This is a genomic window from Nocardiopsis sp. NPDC055551, assembly GCF_053619415.1.
Genome location: NZ_JBSHJJ010000004.1, coordinates 28493 through 43126 on the forward strand (window position 1 = coordinate 28493; position 14634 = coordinate 43126).

Annotated in this window: 14 protein-coding genes; 4 read left to right on the plus strand and 10 right to left on the minus strand. The window is 69.4% G+C overall.

From position 1 onward, the window contains the following. Positions 1 to 8 precede the first annotated feature (8 nt). Entirely contained in the window at positions 9 to 695 is a 687-nt protein-coding gene (locus ACWGSK_RS08790) for a LysE/ArgO family amino acid transporter (RefSeq protein ID WP_358513465.1), read from the plus strand. A 35-nt stretch (positions 696 to 730) separates the two neighbouring features. On the opposite strand, the gene ACWGSK_RS08795 is transcribed toward ACWGSK_RS08790, so the two are convergent. Beyond that, complete coding sequence (locus tag ACWGSK_RS08795; protein WP_358513463.1) at positions 731 to 2554, minus strand: ABC transporter ATP-binding protein; 1824 nt, start codon at positions 2552 to 2554, stop codon at positions 731 to 733. Further along, complete coding sequence (locus ACWGSK_RS08800; protein WP_452455554.1) at positions 2544 to 4331, minus strand: ABC transporter ATP-binding protein; 1788 nt, start codon at positions 4329 to 4331, stop codon at positions 2544 to 2546. Before ACWGSK_RS08800 ends, ACWGSK_RS08795 begins: the two co-directional genes overlap by 11 nt. A gap of 283 nt (positions 4332 to 4614) precedes the next feature. Between ACWGSK_RS08800 and ACWGSK_RS08805 the strand changes: the two genes are divergently transcribed. Both ACWGSK_RS08805 and ACWGSK_RS08810 read left to right on the plus strand, forming a co-directional pair. After that, complete coding sequence (locus tag ACWGSK_RS08805; protein WP_358513459.1) at positions 4615 to 4824, plus strand: hypothetical protein; 210 nt, start codon at positions 4615 to 4617, stop codon at positions 4822 to 4824. Next, the gene (locus tag ACWGSK_RS08810; RefSeq protein WP_358513457.1) at positions 4821 to 5087 is read left to right on the plus strand and encodes a type II toxin-antitoxin system RelE family toxin; all 267 of its coding nucleotides are present in this window, start codon (positions 4821 to 4823) and stop codon (positions 5085 to 5087) included. The genes ACWGSK_RS08805 and ACWGSK_RS08810 overlap by 4 nt, the downstream gene beginning before the upstream one ends. Positions 5088 to 5136: 49 nt before the next feature. On the opposite strand, the gene ACWGSK_RS08815 is transcribed toward ACWGSK_RS08810, so the two are convergent. From ACWGSK_RS08815 to ACWGSK_RS08825, 3 genes are read right to left on the minus strand one after another with little or no spacing between them, the layout of a single operon-like run. Further along, the gene (locus ACWGSK_RS08815; RefSeq protein ID WP_358513455.1) at positions 5137 to 6003 is read right to left on the minus strand and encodes a carbohydrate ABC transporter permease; all 867 of its coding nucleotides are present in this window, start codon (positions 6001 to 6003) and stop codon (positions 5137 to 5139) included. 1 nt (position 6004) lies between these two features. Continuing rightward, entirely contained in the window at positions 6005 to 6892 is an 888-nt protein-coding gene (locus ACWGSK_RS08820; RefSeq protein WP_358513453.1) for a carbohydrate ABC transporter permease, read from the minus strand. Continuing rightward, complete coding sequence (locus tag ACWGSK_RS08825) at positions 6889 to 8160, minus strand: ABC transporter substrate-binding protein (RefSeq protein WP_452455555.1); 1272 nt, start codon at positions 8158 to 8160, stop codon at positions 6889 to 6891. Before ACWGSK_RS08825 ends, ACWGSK_RS08820 begins: the two co-directional genes overlap by 4 nt. A 241-nt stretch (positions 8161 to 8401) precedes the next feature. On the opposite strand from ACWGSK_RS08825, the gene ACWGSK_RS08830 reads away from it, so the two are divergent. After that, the gene (locus tag ACWGSK_RS08830) at positions 8402 to 9421 is read left to right on the plus strand and encodes a LacI family DNA-binding transcriptional regulator (protein ID WP_358513449.1); all 1020 of its coding nucleotides are present in this window, start codon (positions 8402 to 8404) and stop codon (positions 9419 to 9421) included. 5 nt (positions 9422 to 9426) lie between these two features. On the opposite strand, the gene ACWGSK_RS08835 is transcribed toward ACWGSK_RS08830, so the two are convergent. The 5 genes from ACWGSK_RS08835 to ACWGSK_RS08855 form a co-directional block, all read right to left on the minus strand. Then, positions 9427 to 10542 (minus strand): CobW family GTP-binding protein, encoded by a 1116-nt coding sequence (locus tag ACWGSK_RS08835; RefSeq protein WP_452455556.1) that lies wholly within the window; start codon positions 10540 to 10542, stop codon positions 9427 to 9429. 173 nt (positions 10543 to 10715) lie between these two features. Further along, positions 10716 to 11945: an FAD-dependent monooxygenase gene (locus ACWGSK_RS08840; RefSeq protein WP_358513445.1), complete on the minus strand. Its 1230-nt coding sequence runs from the start codon at positions 11943 to 11945 to the stop codon at positions 10716 to 10718. A 177-nt stretch (positions 11946 to 12122) separates the two neighbouring features. Further along, entirely contained in the window at positions 12123 to 12968 is an 846-nt protein-coding gene (locus ACWGSK_RS08845) for an NAD-dependent protein deacetylase (RefSeq protein WP_358513443.1), read from the minus strand. Between the two features lie 41 nt (positions 12969 to 13009). Then, positions 13010 to 13723 carry a PIG-L deacetylase family protein gene (locus ACWGSK_RS08850; RefSeq protein WP_358513441.1) on the minus strand — a complete coding sequence of 238 codons (714 nt, stop codon included), beginning with the start codon at positions 13721 to 13723 and terminating at the stop codon, positions 13010 to 13012. 61 nt (positions 13724 to 13784) lie between these two features. Beyond that, on the minus strand, positions 13785 to 14588 hold the full coding sequence (locus tag ACWGSK_RS08855; protein ID WP_452455557.1) for an SAM-dependent methyltransferase: 804 nt from the start codon (positions 14586 to 14588) through the stop codon (positions 13785 to 13787). Positions 14589 to 14634 lie beyond the last annotated feature (46 nt).

Sequence of the window (14634 nt, forward strand, 5' to 3'; positions counted from 1 at the left end):
TACCGGACGTGAACGAAACGCTCCTTCCCGCACTTCTCGGCCTGGGCACCGGGCTCGCCCTCATCGTCGCGATCGGCGCGCAGAACGCCTACCTCCTGCGCCTGGGCATCGACGGAAACCCCCGCACGGTTCTGGCGGTGGTCCTGGTCTGCGCGTTCTCCGACGCGATCCTCATCGCCGCCGGTGTGGTCGGCATCGGCGGCCTGGTCCAGGCCATGCCCGCCGCGCTCGTGGTGATCCGGATCCTCGGCGCGGGCTTCCTCATCGTGTACGGGTTGCTCGCCGCGCACCGGGCACTGAAACCGGGAGCGGCGCAGACGCTGGTTCCGGCGGGGCCGGAGCCCGAACCCGTGCGGGACGGCGGCGCGGTGACCACACTGCGAACCGGCACCCGTACGCGCTCTGCGTCGAGTGCCGCCGTCCTCACCGCGCTGGCCCTGACCTGGCTCAACCCCCATGTGTACCTGGACACCGTGGTCTTCCTGGGCTCGCTCGCCAACCAGCAGGTCGGCGACGCCCGCTGGTGGTGGTCGGCCGGGGCGTTGACCGGCAGCTTCGTGTGGTTCTTCGCCTTGGGGTTCGGGGCCCGGCTGCTGCGTCCCTTCTTCGCGCGCCCCGGCGCCTGGCGGGCGCTGGACGGGATCATCGCCGTCCTCATGCTCGCCCTGGGCGTCCGCCTGGCCCTCGGCGTCTGAGCGTTCGTCGACTCAGTGCCCGAAGGCCCCCGCGCTCACGACGAGGACCGGTTCTCGCCCGTGCTCCGGACGCGATAGGCGCGTGCCTGGATTCCGTACAGCTCGGCGTAGCGCCCATCGAGTTCCATGAGGTCGTCGTGGGTTCCCCGCTCGATCACCCGTGCCCCGTCCAGGACGACGATGAGGTCGGCCATGCGCACGGTCGAGAACCGGTGGGAGACCAAAAGCGTGAGATGGTCCCGGCCGCGGAGGGCGCGGGCGCGTTCCGCGTACCGCTCGAACAACAGGTGCTCGGTCTCGGCGTCCAACGCGGACGCGGGTTCGTCCAGGAGCAGCAGCAGGGGGTGGTCGCGCATGTAGCCGCGGGCGAGCGCGACCTTTTGCCACTGGCCCTCGGACAGCTCCACCCCTTGGGCCCACGTGTTGCCCAGCTGTGTACTCAGTCCTCGGGGGAGCCGCTCGACGAGGGCACCCGCGTCCGCGCGCTCGACGGCCCGCTCGACCGCGTCCTCCTCCTCGGCCCGGGGCAGGTCGCCGAGGCCGATGGAAAGACGCAGCGGGTACTCGAAGCGGGCGAAGTCCTGGAAGGCGCCCGACAGCCGCTCGCGCCATGTGTCGGCCGCCATGCCGGCCAGGTCTTGCCCGTCGACGAGGATCCGCCCGGAGTCGGGTTCGTACATCTTGGCCAGTAGCTTGACCAGCGTGGACTTGCCCGCCCCGTTCTCGCCGACCACGGCCACCACCGCGCCCGCCGGCAAGTGCAGCGAGACCTCCTCCAGGACGGGTCGGTCCGTCCCCGGATAGCGGAACGACACCCGGTCCAGGGTGATCCCGCCGCCCACCCGCTCCGGCGCGGACACGACGCCCCGTCGCTCGGCGGCCGAGGCCAGTTCCTCCAGCCACAGCAGGCGGCGGCCCCCTTCCAACCAGATGGTGCGCAGGAAGTGGACCTGGCCCAGGATGTGGCCGATGTACTGGGCCAGTCGGCTCCCGGCGGTGAGCAGCAGGACCACCTGGGCCGCCGAACCGGTACCCAGGGACACCCAGACCAGCGCGCACACGAACGCGCCGGCGAAGACCGTCAGCGCCGCCGCCTGCCACGCGGCGGTGACCCACCGGGCCCGCGCCATGATCCGATGGCGCGCCTCCCAGGCCCGGTGACGACCTTCCCGAACCCGCTCCCGTGCTCGACCGACACGGAGTTCGCGCCCGGGTGAGGCCTTCGTGCCGAGTAGGAAGAAGTGCCGCGCCAAACGCTCGTGGTGGCCGACCCTTTCCTCCAAGGCGTGCTCCGCCCCTCCGCGCCAGTGGGAGACCAGGCTGGTGGGCACGGCGAACAGGCACAGCAGACCGAGCAGGGGATGGATGGTCATCAGCAACGCCGTGGTCAGGGCCAGGCGCAGGATGGCGCCCACCGCCTTGAACAGGTACTGGTAGACCTCGCTGAGCGTGTCCGCGTGGTCGCGCAGGAGTTGGGCGCGGTCGACGTAGGTGGGGCGTTCGTGGTGTTCCAGGGAGGGGATGCCGCCCTGCAACCGGACCACGTGCGCTTCCATGAACACGGCGGCGCGGTCGGCGAAGCGGCGGTCGGCCCGCTCGCTCACCACGCGCAGCAGCCAGCTCAACGCGGCCAGCGCGCCCAAGGCCACCGCGGCCACGACCATGTGGCTCCCCGCACCGGAGATCACCGCGTCGATGAGCCAGGCCAGGGCGATGGCGATCAGGACGTCGGGCAGGGCCGCGCCGACGGTCGTGACGAACGCGACGGCGATGAGCCCGGGGGAGGCCGCCCAACCCAGGCGCAGCGTTCGGGCCAGCGCCCGCCAGGACGAGGGCAGCGGGTGGTCCTCACTCGACACGGTCGGCTCCGTCCTGTTCCTCGTTGAATCGCGCGGCCTGGAGACGGAAGAGCCGCGCGTAGGTGCCCTTCAGCGCCATGAGTTCGTCGTGGCTTCCGAGCTCCACCACCCTGCCCTCGTCCACCACGCAGATCCGGTCGGCCCTTCGGACCGTGGAGAAGCGGTGGGAGATGAGGATGGTCGTGCACCCCCGGGTGGCCGCCAGGACCCGGTCGAAGACCTCGGCCTCCCCGCGCACGTCCAGTTGGGCGGTGGGTTCGTCCAGGACGACCACGCCCGCGCCCTGGTGCACCGCGCACAGCACACGGGCGAGGGCGACCCGCTGCCACTGTCCACCGGACAGGTCGGTGCCCTTCGAGTACCCGGGGGAGAGCACGGTCTCCACGTCGCGCAGGTCCGTGGCGCCGGCGATCGTCAACGCTTCCTGGACCTCCTCGGGGGAGGCGCCCAGCGGGGCGACGTTGTCCTTGAGCGGCAGTTCGTAGCGGATGAAGTCCTGGAAGATCGCGCTGACGCGGCGGCGCCACGATTCCAGGTCCAGGTCCCTCAGGTCCGTGCCGTCCACCTCGATCGTTCCCGAGACCGGGTCGTAGAGCCGGCACAACAGCTTGACCAGGGTGGACTTGCCCGCCCCGTTGACGCCGACCACGGCCAGCGAACTTCCGGCCTCGACGGTGAGGTCGAGACCGTCCAGGACCGGCGCCGACCCGCCGGGGTAGGAGAACCCCACGTCACGGAACCGGATCTCGGAGGTGGGCGTGCCCTCCGCCGGTTCTCGCCCGGAGACCACCGAACGTGCCGCGGCCGTGGTCGACATCGTCCGCTCCACACGAAGCACCGACGCCACGGCGTCGGTGGCCAGGGACAGGGCCCAGTTCAGGCCGCCGAAGGCCAGCGCGCTCGCGCCGACGGCGGCGTAGGCGAAGGTGCTCACCTGCCCCGGGTCGATGGCGCCCGACGCGGCGTCGCGGCCCAGGGACCAGAAGAACAGCCCTCCCGAGACCACGAGTACCGCCACCGCCCAGCGCATCGGTTTGCGTCGTAGCCGGGTGGCGTGCCAGCGCAGCTCGACGAGGTCGCGCCGGTCCGCGGCGAAGCGCTCCGTCAGCCGGCTCGCCAGGCCGAAGAGCCGGATCTCCTTGGCGGCGGGGGAGTCCACCGCCAACCGGTAGGAGTACTCGGCTCGGCGTTGGGCGTCCAGGACCTCGCCGGTATCGCGGTCCCACTGTGAGCTCTCGCGCAACAGCCAATGGGTGGAGAGCCAGGCCCCGCCGACCAGGAAGGGGGCCCACCAGGCGTAGCCGGCCAGGACGACCGCCTGGGCCAGGCCCGCCACGGCCTCGACCAGCCCGCCCGCGATGATGCCCATGGACAGGTGCAAGGGTGGACCGGTCATACCGAGGTCGAAGTCCCGCGCGGCGGTCAACTCGTCCATGTGCGCGCGGTCCTCCAGGTGCTCGACACCGTCGGGGGCGTTCGCGGCGGCCAGGAGCCGGTCGTGCAGGCGGTCGGAGACCTGTTCGCCCAGCAGGGAGCCGACCTGGGTGTGCAGGGGCGTCATGACCTGCATCAGGACGAAGACGACACCGATCAGGATCAACGGCGTACGCAGCGATTCGTCACCGGCGACCGCGCCGACCAGCATGCCGACCGCCACGACGAACACGGCGGGAAGGATCCCCTGGACCAGGATCAGCGCCCACCACGTCACGGTGAGCCGACGATGCGATCGCCACAGTGTGGCGAAGAAGAGCAGGTTCTTGGCAGGGGTCGACACCCTGGGACACCGACCTTGGGGTGAGGGGGCGGAAGCTCGGCGAAGTGGAGCCTACGGCGGCCCCGAACGGAGTATCAATCGATTTTCCCCGCCCCGATACCGCGAACCAGGGTTCGAAACCGGGGGGACTGAGCCTCGAAGTTGCCTAGGATGGACATGATATGCAGTGTTCCCCGCGCACGTGGGGATGGCCCATGCACAGATGGTTCAACGACATCGAGGTCGAATGCCTGTTCCGCACATGGGTCCTTCGCAGTCGCCATCCAGATGTGGAGGGAACGCCATGACCGCGATGCCAGTGGACCCTGAGGGCACTCCTGGGGTGGGTCGGGATCTCACCGGATACGTGCTCGTGCCTGCGAGTTGGGTCGAGCACTATGAGCGGCTTCTCGAAGAACATGACGACGCTGAAGCAGTGCGGATCTCAGAAGATGTGAGAGCCGGCAGAGAAGAAGTCTTCGACCACGACGAAGTGTGGGGAGACGAGGAGTGAGCCGGTACGAACTGCGATACACCCACGCAGCCCGTAAAGGCATCAAGAACCTTGATGGATCGGTTCGTAAGCGTGTGCGCCGAGCGATCGAAGCTCTGGCTGAAAACCCTCGGCCAGAAGGTCGTGTCCAGATCAAGGGACAGACCGACATGTGGCGGATTCGAGTTGGTGGTTATCGTATCCGTTACGAGATCGACGATGATGTGCTCGTGGTCTTGTTGCTGAAGGTCGCGCCTCGAGGTGGTTTCTACGACGACCTGTGATGCGGAGAGGGGGCGCCTCCGAGTCCCGTGTTCGGTGCGCCCCCTCGGACTACTTTCCGAACCCGGCGGCCAACCCACCGAGCAACTGTCTGCGGCCGAACAGGTACAGGGCGAGGATGGGCAGGGACGACAGCACCACGGCCGCCATCAGCCCGGGGACGTCGGTTCCGTACTGGGTCTGGAACGCCCACAACCCCAGCGGTAGGACCCGCGTGGACTCGGACTGGGTCAGCACCAGCGGGAAGATGAAGTTGTTCCAGGCGTTGAGGCCCACGAAGATCGCCACCGTCATCACGCCCGGCCGCGACAGCGGCAGCACCAGACGCAGGAAGACCTGACGGTTGGTCGCCCCGTCCAACGCCATCGCCTCGTACAACGACCCGGGCACGTCGCGCAGCGAACTGGTGAGCACCAGGATGGAGATCGGCAGGCTGAAGGCCGCCGTGGGCAGGATGACGGCGATGAGGGTGTCGTACAGGTTCATCCTGGTGATGAGCAGGTACACCGGGATGATCACCGCCTGGGCGGGCACCGCCAACCCCAGCAGGAACAGCGAGAAGGTCGTGGCCACGACGCGGCTGCGACTGCGCACGATGCCGAACGCCGCCGGGACCGCCACGAGCAGCACCAGGCCGACCGCGCCGAGTGCCACGACGAGGCTGTTTCCCAGGAACCTCAGGAACCCCACTTCGAACACGTGGAGGTAGTTGTCGAAGGTGAGGCTGTCGGGGATGGCCAGCGGCCCCTCCGACATGTAGTCGCCGGAGCCGCGCAGGCTGGTGGCGATGAGGAAGTACAGCGGGATGGCGACGATGACGAGCCAGAAGGCGGCGCCGAGCCCGGACCAGTAGGAGGGGCGTCCGCCGGATCGACGACGCCGCCGGGGAACCGGCCTGTCCTTCACGTTCGGGGCCATGTCAGATGCCCTCCCTCTGGCTGGTCATGCGGGAGTATCCGGTCACGCGCACGACCAGCAGCGACATCCCGGTTCCCAGGACGACCAGCACGACCGCGATCGCGCTCGCGTAGCCCATCTCGAAGGAGACGAAGCCCTGGGAGTACATGTACAGGGGCAGGATCCGGGTGGCGTTGCCCGGGCCGCCGTTGGTCAGCAGAAGGACCGTCTCGAAGTAGGTCATCGACCCCACGATCATCAGCACCGACGAGGCGATGATGGTGTGGCGCAGTTGCGGGACGGTGATCCTCAGGAACCGTTGGAACGGGGAGGCCCCGTCCAGTTCCGCCGCTTCGTAGAGCGACCGGGGCACCTGACGGGCCGCCGCCTGGTACAGCAGCATGTGGAACGGCAGGAACTGCCACAGCACGATGAACGCGATCGCGTACAGCGCCAGGGTCGAGTCGCCCAGGATGTTGCCGTTGAACCCGAACAGCGGTCCGATCTGGCCGGGCAACCCGTAGTGGGGTTCGAGGATGGCCTTCCAGAGCAGGGCGATGGCCGCGGTGGACAGTAGCAAGGGCAGGAAGAAGATCGAGCTCACCACGGCCCGGGACTTCTGGGTGCCGGCCGCCCACGATCCGAAGGCCAACGCCATCGGTGTCTGGGTGGCCCAGCACAGCACGGTCAGGAACAGTGTGATGCCCAGGCTGGATCGCACCTGTTCGTCCTCGCCCAGACGGACCCAGTTGTCCAGACCCACCCACGCGGGGGTGCCGAGCCCGCTCCAGTCGGTCAGGCTCAGGTATAGGACGATCAAAACCGGGCCCAGTCCGAACAGGCCGAAGAACAGCAGGGCCGGAGCGACCCAGACGAACCCGGGCCGCTCCGTGGTGTGGGTGGACCTCACAGGAAGGACTCCATGTCCTCGGCGAAGTCTTCCGGAGTGGTCTCGCTCAGGAAGAGCAGCTGCAGGTTGGTCAGCAGGGCCTCGGCGGCGGCCGGCGGGATGGCCTGGTCCCAGGACTGGGTGAAGCTGGGGGCTTCGGAGACCATGCCGTGGGTGAAGACCGCGAAGTCCGCGTAGTCGCTGCCGGCGAGCTGGTCCTCGATGCCCTCGACGGCGGGCACCTGGCCGGCGTCGATCAGACCGGTCACGTACTCGTCGGAGGTGACGGTCTCCACCAGGAAGTCGACGGCCGCGTCGGGGTTGAGGCTGTCGTTGTTGATGGAGAAGTAGTTGCTGGGGTTGCCGACGACGGCGCCCTCCTCGCCCTCGCCGCCCTCCACCGTGGGGAAGGGGACATAGCCGAGGTCGCCGCCGGAGGCGAAGTCGGGGTGGTTCTCCTGCTGCTGGGACAGGTCCCAGCTGCCCATCAGGAACATCGCGGCGTCACCGTTGGCGAGCATCGCCGAGGCGCCGCCGCCGTCGTAGTCGATGGAGGCGAAGTTGGGGCCGAACGCGCCCAGTTCGACGAGTTCCTGGCACTTCTCCATGGCCTCGATCATGGCGGGGTGTTCCCAGGCGCCCTCTTCGCCGTCGACCACGGCCTGGAAGACGTCGGGGCCGCCGATCCGCTCCACCAGGTAGGACAGCCACATCAGTTGGGTCCAACCCTGGGCACCGGGCAGGACGATCGGGGTGACCTCGTCCTGCTTGAGGACCTCGATGGCCTCCAGCAGCTCGTCGTAGGTCTGCGGGGCCTCCAACCCGGATTCTTCGAGGACGGCGTTGTTGGTGAAGAGCACCACCGGCTGCATGCCGAGCATCGGCACCCCGTAGTAGCCGTCCTCGATCCGGGCGACGTCCAGGACGCTGGGCAGGAACGAGTCCCGGAACTCGGGGTTCTCGTCCAGGGCGGTGGTCATGTTGAACACCTGGCCCTGGTCGACGTACTCGCTGAGGTTGCCGCCGCCCCAGTTGAAGAAGACGTCGGGGGCGTTGGGGGAGCCGAGGGCGACCTGGAGGCGCTGTTTGTAGGCGTCGTTGACGAAGGTGACGAGCTCGGAGTCGATCTCGGCGCCCTCGTTGTAGGAATCCATGGAGGCCTGGAGGACGTCGTTGACGGCCGCCTCCTCCAACGCCCAGACCTGGAGGGCGTCCTCCGACATTCCGGGTCCGGAGGATCCACAGGCCGTGGCCACCAGGGTGAGGGCCAGGGCGGTACTTCCGATCACGCTTATCCGGTGAGTGCGACTCATGGCGTGGACACCGTTCTCTGGTCGAACATGGGGGGCGACCGAAAGCTTCCGAAATGTTTCCGATAGCTTTCGGGATGCTTGACGCTAAGTCGTCCACCAAGAGACGTCAAGGGGAGCACGGGTTTCGAGGAGGTTACGGTGTGGGGTGGCGAAATGTTTCGGGCTACAATCCGCTGAGCGGACCACGGGACCTCGATCCCCGACGTTGAGGAGGCATATGGCGAAGAGACGACCCACCCTGGCCGAGATCGCGGGGGAGGCGGGGGTCTCCGTCTCCACCGTCTCCAAGGTGATCAACGGACACATAGACGTCGCGGCCGACACCCGACGTCAGGTGGAACGATTGCTCGAACAACACCGCTACCAGCCGCGCAGGCATCGGGGCAGGCGGACGGTCGGCCTCATCGACCTGGTCTTCCTCGACCTGGGCAGCCCCTGGGCGATGGAGATCCTCACCGGCGTCGAGGAGGTCACCCACGAAGCCGGGTTCGGCATCGTCGTCTCGGCGGTGCACGACCGCAAACGCAGCCGTCCGGGCCGCAAGTGGCTGGACAACATCCAGGCCCGTCACTCCGACGGCGTGGTCCTGGTGCTGTCCGAACTCTCCACGCAGCAACAGGCGCAGCTCGACGCCCTGGGCATCCCCGTGGTGATCGTCGACCCGATAGGGGACCCCGCGCGCGGCGTCCCGGCCGTGGGCGCCGCGAACTGGGACGGCGGGCTCACCGCCACCGAGCACCTGATCGCGCAGGGCCACCGGCGGATCGCCACCATCGCGGGCCCCGCACACGTGATGTGCAGCCGGGGGCGCGTGGACGGGTACCGCAGCGCCATGCGCAACGCGGGCCTGCCCGTCCTGGACGGCTACGTCACCCACGGCGACTTCATGGCCGGCACCGGCAAGGAGCTCACCGAGGCGCTGTTCGAACTGCCCGAGCCGCCCACCGCGATCTTCGCCGGTTCCGACCAGATGGCCCGGGGCGCCTACGAGGCCCTGCACGAACGTGGCCTGAAGGTGCCCGACGACGTCTCCGTGGTGGGCTTCGACGACCTGCCCGAGGCGCGTTGGGCGATCCCGCCGCTGACCACGGTCCGGCAACCGCTGCGGGACATGGCGCAGATGGCCACCCGCATGCTCATCGACCTGGTCGGCGGCGACGTCCCCGAGACCACCCGGGTGGAGCTCGCCACCCGCCTGGTGGAACGCCACAGCACCGCGCCGCCCAAGGACGCCTGAGCGGGTCAGAGCGCGTCGGCGAAGGGGTCATCGGCCGGCGTCCGACCCGTCTCCTCCTCGGTGACCAGGCAGGAGTCGAGCAGTTCCACCAGGCGTTCGGCGTCCAGGTCCACCCCGGTGAACGCCAGGTGCTGGCGACGGTCGCCCACCACCGGGTCCCAGTCCAGGAGGGCCGAGGCACGGCGGGTCTCGCCGACCAGGTCCAACGCCGCCTCGGGCAGGGCGTGCAGCCAGGGGCCGCCGCTCTCCAACAGCAGGGCGTCGTTGTAGGCGTTCCACACCAGGAGGGTGTCGGTGCGGCCGGCCAACCACACCCGTCCACGGCCGCGCAGCCCGAAGGAGACGATGCGCTCCATCGCCTCGCGCAGGCGGCCCGGGTGCAGGGGGCGTTTGCGGGTCCACACCACGGTGGAGACCCGTTCGTCGGACCGACCCGTGTACTGGGCCCAGACGGGGTCGAGCCGGTTGCGCGCGCGGTCCGGGTCGAAGCGTCCCCCGGTGAGGGCGACCAGACCACCGCCGGGCGGCACCACCACGGCGGCCGGGTTCAGGTGTTCGAGCAGCGCGCGTGCCTCGTCGCGGTGGCGGGCGCCGTGCAACACCAGCACGGTCGGGTATTCGACCTGGTGGGACAGGACCTCGGCGACCGCGCGCTGATCCTCCACGGCGATCCCCAGGGAGCGGTCGGCGAGGTCGTCGTGGCCGGACAGGTCGGGGAGCAGCCGGTCGGAGTCGACCGCGGTCACCACGGTGGCCAGGAGCAGCCTCGGGTGGTCGGCCAGGACCTCGCAGACCCCACGGGGTTCGATCCCGTCGAAGGTCTCCACGACGACCATCGTGTGCTCGCCGCGCTCGGCCAGTTCCTCCAGTGTGGGGACGAGGTCCCGACGCAGGGTGCAGGAGGCGCACAGGTGGTCGAGTTCGACGCGGTCGTGACCCACCGGCCCCCATCGGTCGCGCAGCACGCGGTACACGGTGCCCTCCGCGATGCCGTCGAGGTCGTGGTGGACCGCCAGTGAATCCGGGACCGCGGTGATGAGGTCGTCGACCGTACGGTGGCGGGCGGCGCGGTGGAGACCGGAGACGACGACCACGCGCAGGGGAGAGGAGACGTCGGACATGGGGCGGAACCTCCCAGCGACGGAAACGATAATCATTATCGTAAACCATGCGTGGGTGTCCGAGGACAGGATCCGGTGGCCGCGGAGTTCCGGTCGGGATCGTCCACATCGTCCAAGGCGAACGACACGGCCGACCAGGAGACCCCGCGGCCGTCGCGGCGTCCCGGCGGGGATCAGGCGGCTCGCGCCTCGAACATGGTGGCGTAGCGTTCCAGGGCGAACTCGTCGCCCACCGGGTCCTTGGCGGGCTGGAAACCCAACTTGTTCATGAGCCTGGCGCCACGGGACAGGGCGGCCTCGGCGCGTTCGCGCATCCACATCTCGTACGGTTCGACCTCCGGGGCGCCGGTCTCCACCGACTGCGGCGCCACCGCCTGGGCCTCCCGCACCGTGGGCCGCACCGCCGCCTCATAGGAGAAGTACGCCCGATCGTGGTCGCCGTCTCCGTAGGCGAGCTCACCGGCCAGGGCCAGGGCGCCGATCAGGGCGGTCCCGGGGCCGTGCCCGCTCAGCTGGTCCGGACAGTAGGCGGCGTCCCCGACCAGGACGACTCGGCCCTTGGACCACAGGTTCATGCGCACCTGCGTCGAGGAGTCCACCGTCACCTCGGTCTCGCGCATGGCCTCCAACAAGCGCGGCATGCACCACCCGTCCGCGCCGAAGTACTCCTCCACCACGCGGTGCAGGGACCCCTGGTCCAGGCTTCCCGGGCGCACCGGGAAGCGGTCGCGCATCATCAACACCACGTACAGGCGTTCGTTGTCGGGCAGGGTGGCGGCCACACAACCCCGGTGCGGCCAGGTGTGCCAGGACAGGGAGTCCCGGGTGCCCAGCACGTTGGGCGCCTCGAAGGTGGCCACGTTGGCCTCCAACCGGCGCAGGTGGTTCTCGTCGGGCCCCTCGAAGGCCAGTCGTCGCACCGGGGAGTACAGGCCGTCGGCGCCCACCACCAGGTCGAAGCGACGGCCCTGGGCCCGGGCGAAGGTGACGTCCACCCCGTTCTCGTCCTGGGTCAGGCCGGTGACGGTGTCGCCGTCCATCCGTTCGACGCGGGCGTCGGGGAGGCCGTCGGTCTCCTCCCGCAGTACCCGGACCAGGTGGTCGTGGCGGACCATCACGGATCCGGGGTCGAAGGGAAGGAGGATGGGGGCGGTACGACCGCTGATGTGGTTGCGGATCTGAGTGTGGTTCGCGCCCAGGGCACGGACCCTTCCTCCCAGACCCATGCGGTCCAGGAGTTCCATGCCGCGCCGGGATACCTCGACGTGGTCGCCCTCGGCGCGAGGGCCCGGGGCCGAATCGACGATGGTGGGAGTGAAGCCCTTTCGGGCCAGCCAGAGAGCGAGCGCCGAACCGGCGACACCGCTTCCCGAGACGAGGATGTTCCTGTTACAGAACGGCACGCGATCCTCCGTGTGCAAAGTCGGCCGGGATCATCCACCCGGTCCGAGAAAAGCCGATAAAGGCGGGGATCCACCCCGAGCATCCCCCGTGGGTGCGCACCGCACACGCTCAACACGTGTGAAGACGGGATGAGCGGAGGGCCTCGACGGTCACCGTACCCCTCGGGCGGTACGAAGTCAGACGCGGTGGGTGTCGGCCAGGGCACGCAGTACCGGGGAGCATCCGTGGTCGAGGGTCAACGTGGCCATGTCGTCGCAGCGGGTCGTGCCTCGGTTGAGGATCACCACCGGCTTTCCCATGGCCACGGCGCGCTTGACGAACCTGCGGCCGGAGAAGACCGTCAGCGACGAACCCACCACCAGCAGGCTCGCGGCCTCCTCGACCATCGCGTAGGCCTCCAGTACCCGGGGCTTGGGCACGTTCTCGCCGAAGTACACGATGTCGGGCTTGAGCGTGCCGCCACAGCCCGCGCAGTCGGCCACCCGGAAGTGCTCGGTGCGGGCCAACACCGCGTCGGCGTCGGGGGCAACCTCCACGTCGGCGACCTCCTCGACGAAACCCGGGTTGAGCCCGGTCAACCGCACCGCCAGTTCCGCACGGTCGCTCACCACGCGGCAGGCCAGACAGACCACCCGGTCGAAGCGCCCGTGCAGGTCGATGACGCGCCTGCTACCGGCGGCGTCGTGCAGGGTGTCGACGTTCTGCGTGATGACCCCGTGCACCGCCCCGGCGCGCTCCAACTCGGCCAAGGCCAGGTGGCCGTCGTTGGGCCGGGTCCGCTCCACGTGCCGCCACCCGACGTGGTTGCGCGCCCAGTAGTGGCGCCGAAAGGCGGCGTCGCCCACGAACTCCTGGTAGGTCATGGGTTTGCGCGGGGGCGAGTCGGGCCCCCGGTAGTCGGGGATGCCGGAGTCGGTGGAGACCCCGGCCCCGGTCAACACGGTCGTCGGGCCCGTACCGAGGATCGCGCGGATCCGATCGGCGGCCTTCTCGGCGGCGTGAGCGTGGAGCGTGTCGGTCACGCCCCGAGGATACGTCCCCCTGTCCACCCCCGGCGTGGCGCTCAGGCGGTCTTCACGATCCGGAACACCTCGGCCAAGGACCCCTCCGGCAGGCCGCCCTTGACGGCGTTCTCACCCATCCATGTGCGCAGGAACGGCGCGAGTTCGTCGATGTCGGAGATCTGGCTCTCGTGCGCGGCCAGCGCCGCCAGCTTGCGCTCGAAGACCGGGGTGATGTCGGAGTAGTGGTGGGGGCTCGGACCACCGGTCACCCACACCTCCGGCACGGTCCAGGGGGCCAGGCCCTCCACGTGCAGGAGCTCCCGGTGCGCGTGCGGGTTGCGCGCGTCGGGGAAGACCGCGTTGATCGCGGCCTCGCCGGTGGCCATGTGGTCGGGGTGACTGGCGGCGATGCTGTCCCAGTCGCGTTCGGGGTCGGGGATGACCATGCGCTGGGGGCGCACCTGGCGGATGATCCGGGCGATGTCGCGGCGCAGGTCCAGTGAGGCGACCACACGCCCGTCCGGGTGGCCCAGGAACCGCACGTCCTTCACCCCCACCTCGGCGGCGGCCCTGCGCTGCTCGCCCCGGCGCATCGCCCCGATCTCGGCACTGTCCAGGGTGAGTTCGTCACCGCCCGCCTCGCCGTCGGTGACCATCAGGTAGACCACCTCGGTCCCGGCCTCGGTCCACAGGGCGACGGTGCCGGCACAGGAGAAGTCGGCGTCGTCGGGGTGCGCCATCACGACCAGGGCGCGTTCGGGGGCGTCGGACACAGGAGCTCCTTGTCTTCGCGGGAGGGACCCGCGTTCTCGGCGATTCCCCCATGCTACGAAGTCAGGGCCTGTGGGCCACACCCGCGTACATGTCGGTGCGCGGGACCGTCCCGACCTTCGAGTTCTCGGGGCGCCACCGGGTGGAGGGGACCACGCCGGGCTCCAGGAGTTCCAGACCGTCGAAATAGGAGGTGAACTCGGCGAGGGTGTGGGTGCGGTAGGCCAACGCCGCCCCCTCGTTCCACCGTTCCAAGGCCTCGATGGCGACCGGGTCGTCGGGCATGACGTTGTCGCCCACCACCAGGAAGCCGCCCGACGGCAGATCGGACATGTAGGCGCGAACGAGGTCGGTGGCCTCCGCCATCGTGGGCACGTGTCCCAGGACGCCGATGATCGACAGCGCCACCGGGCGGTCGAGGTCGAGCACCTCCCCGGCCCGGGACAGGACCAAGGACGGATCGTGCAGATCGGCGTCGACGAACGCGGTGGCCCCATCGCGGGATCCGGTCAGCAGGGCGCGGGCGTGGGCGACCACCATGGGGTCGTTGTCCACGTACACCACTCGGGACTCGGGGGCGACGGCCTGGGCGATCTCGTGTGTGTTCTGGTGGGTCGGCAACCCCGTACCCAGGTCCAGGAACCCGCGTACTCCCTCCCGCTCGGCCAGGTGGGTGATGGCGCGGACCAGGAAGGCCCGGCCGGCGCGGGCGTCGACGGCGATCTGCGGGTAGAGCGACACGATCTGGTCGCCGAAGGCGCGGTCGACGGGGTAGTTGTCCTTGCCGCCGAGCCAGTGGTTCCACACCCGGGCGGAGTGCGGGACGGAGACGTCGACGCCGTCGGGGACGGCCGGGCTGCCGCTCATGGGAATCCGATCCGGTGCGGGGACGAGGCGCGACCAGTCTGTCCCA

Bases quoted from the DNA above. Each gene is read 5' to 3' on its own strand.
- ACWGSK_RS08805 (WP_358513459.1), top strand. From the start codon at position 4,615: ATGACCGCGATGCCAGTGGACCCTGAGGGCACTCCTGGGGTGGGTCGG.
- ACWGSK_RS08815 (WP_358513455.1), bottom strand. From the start codon at position 6,003: ATGGCCCCGAACGTGAAGGACAGGCCGGTTCCCCGGCGGCGTCGTCGA.
- ACWGSK_RS08830 (WP_358513449.1), top strand. From the start codon at position 8,402: ATGGCGAAGAGACGACCCACCCTGGCCGAGATCGCGGGGGAGGCGGGG.
- ACWGSK_RS08835 (WP_452455556.1), bottom strand. From the start codon at position 10,542: ATGTCCGACGTCTCCTCTCCCCTGCGCGTGGTCGTCGTCTCCGGTCTC.
- ACWGSK_RS08855 (WP_452455557.1), bottom strand. From the start codon at position 14,588: ATGAGCGGCAGCCCGGCCGTCCCCGACGGCGTCGACGTCTCCGTCCCG.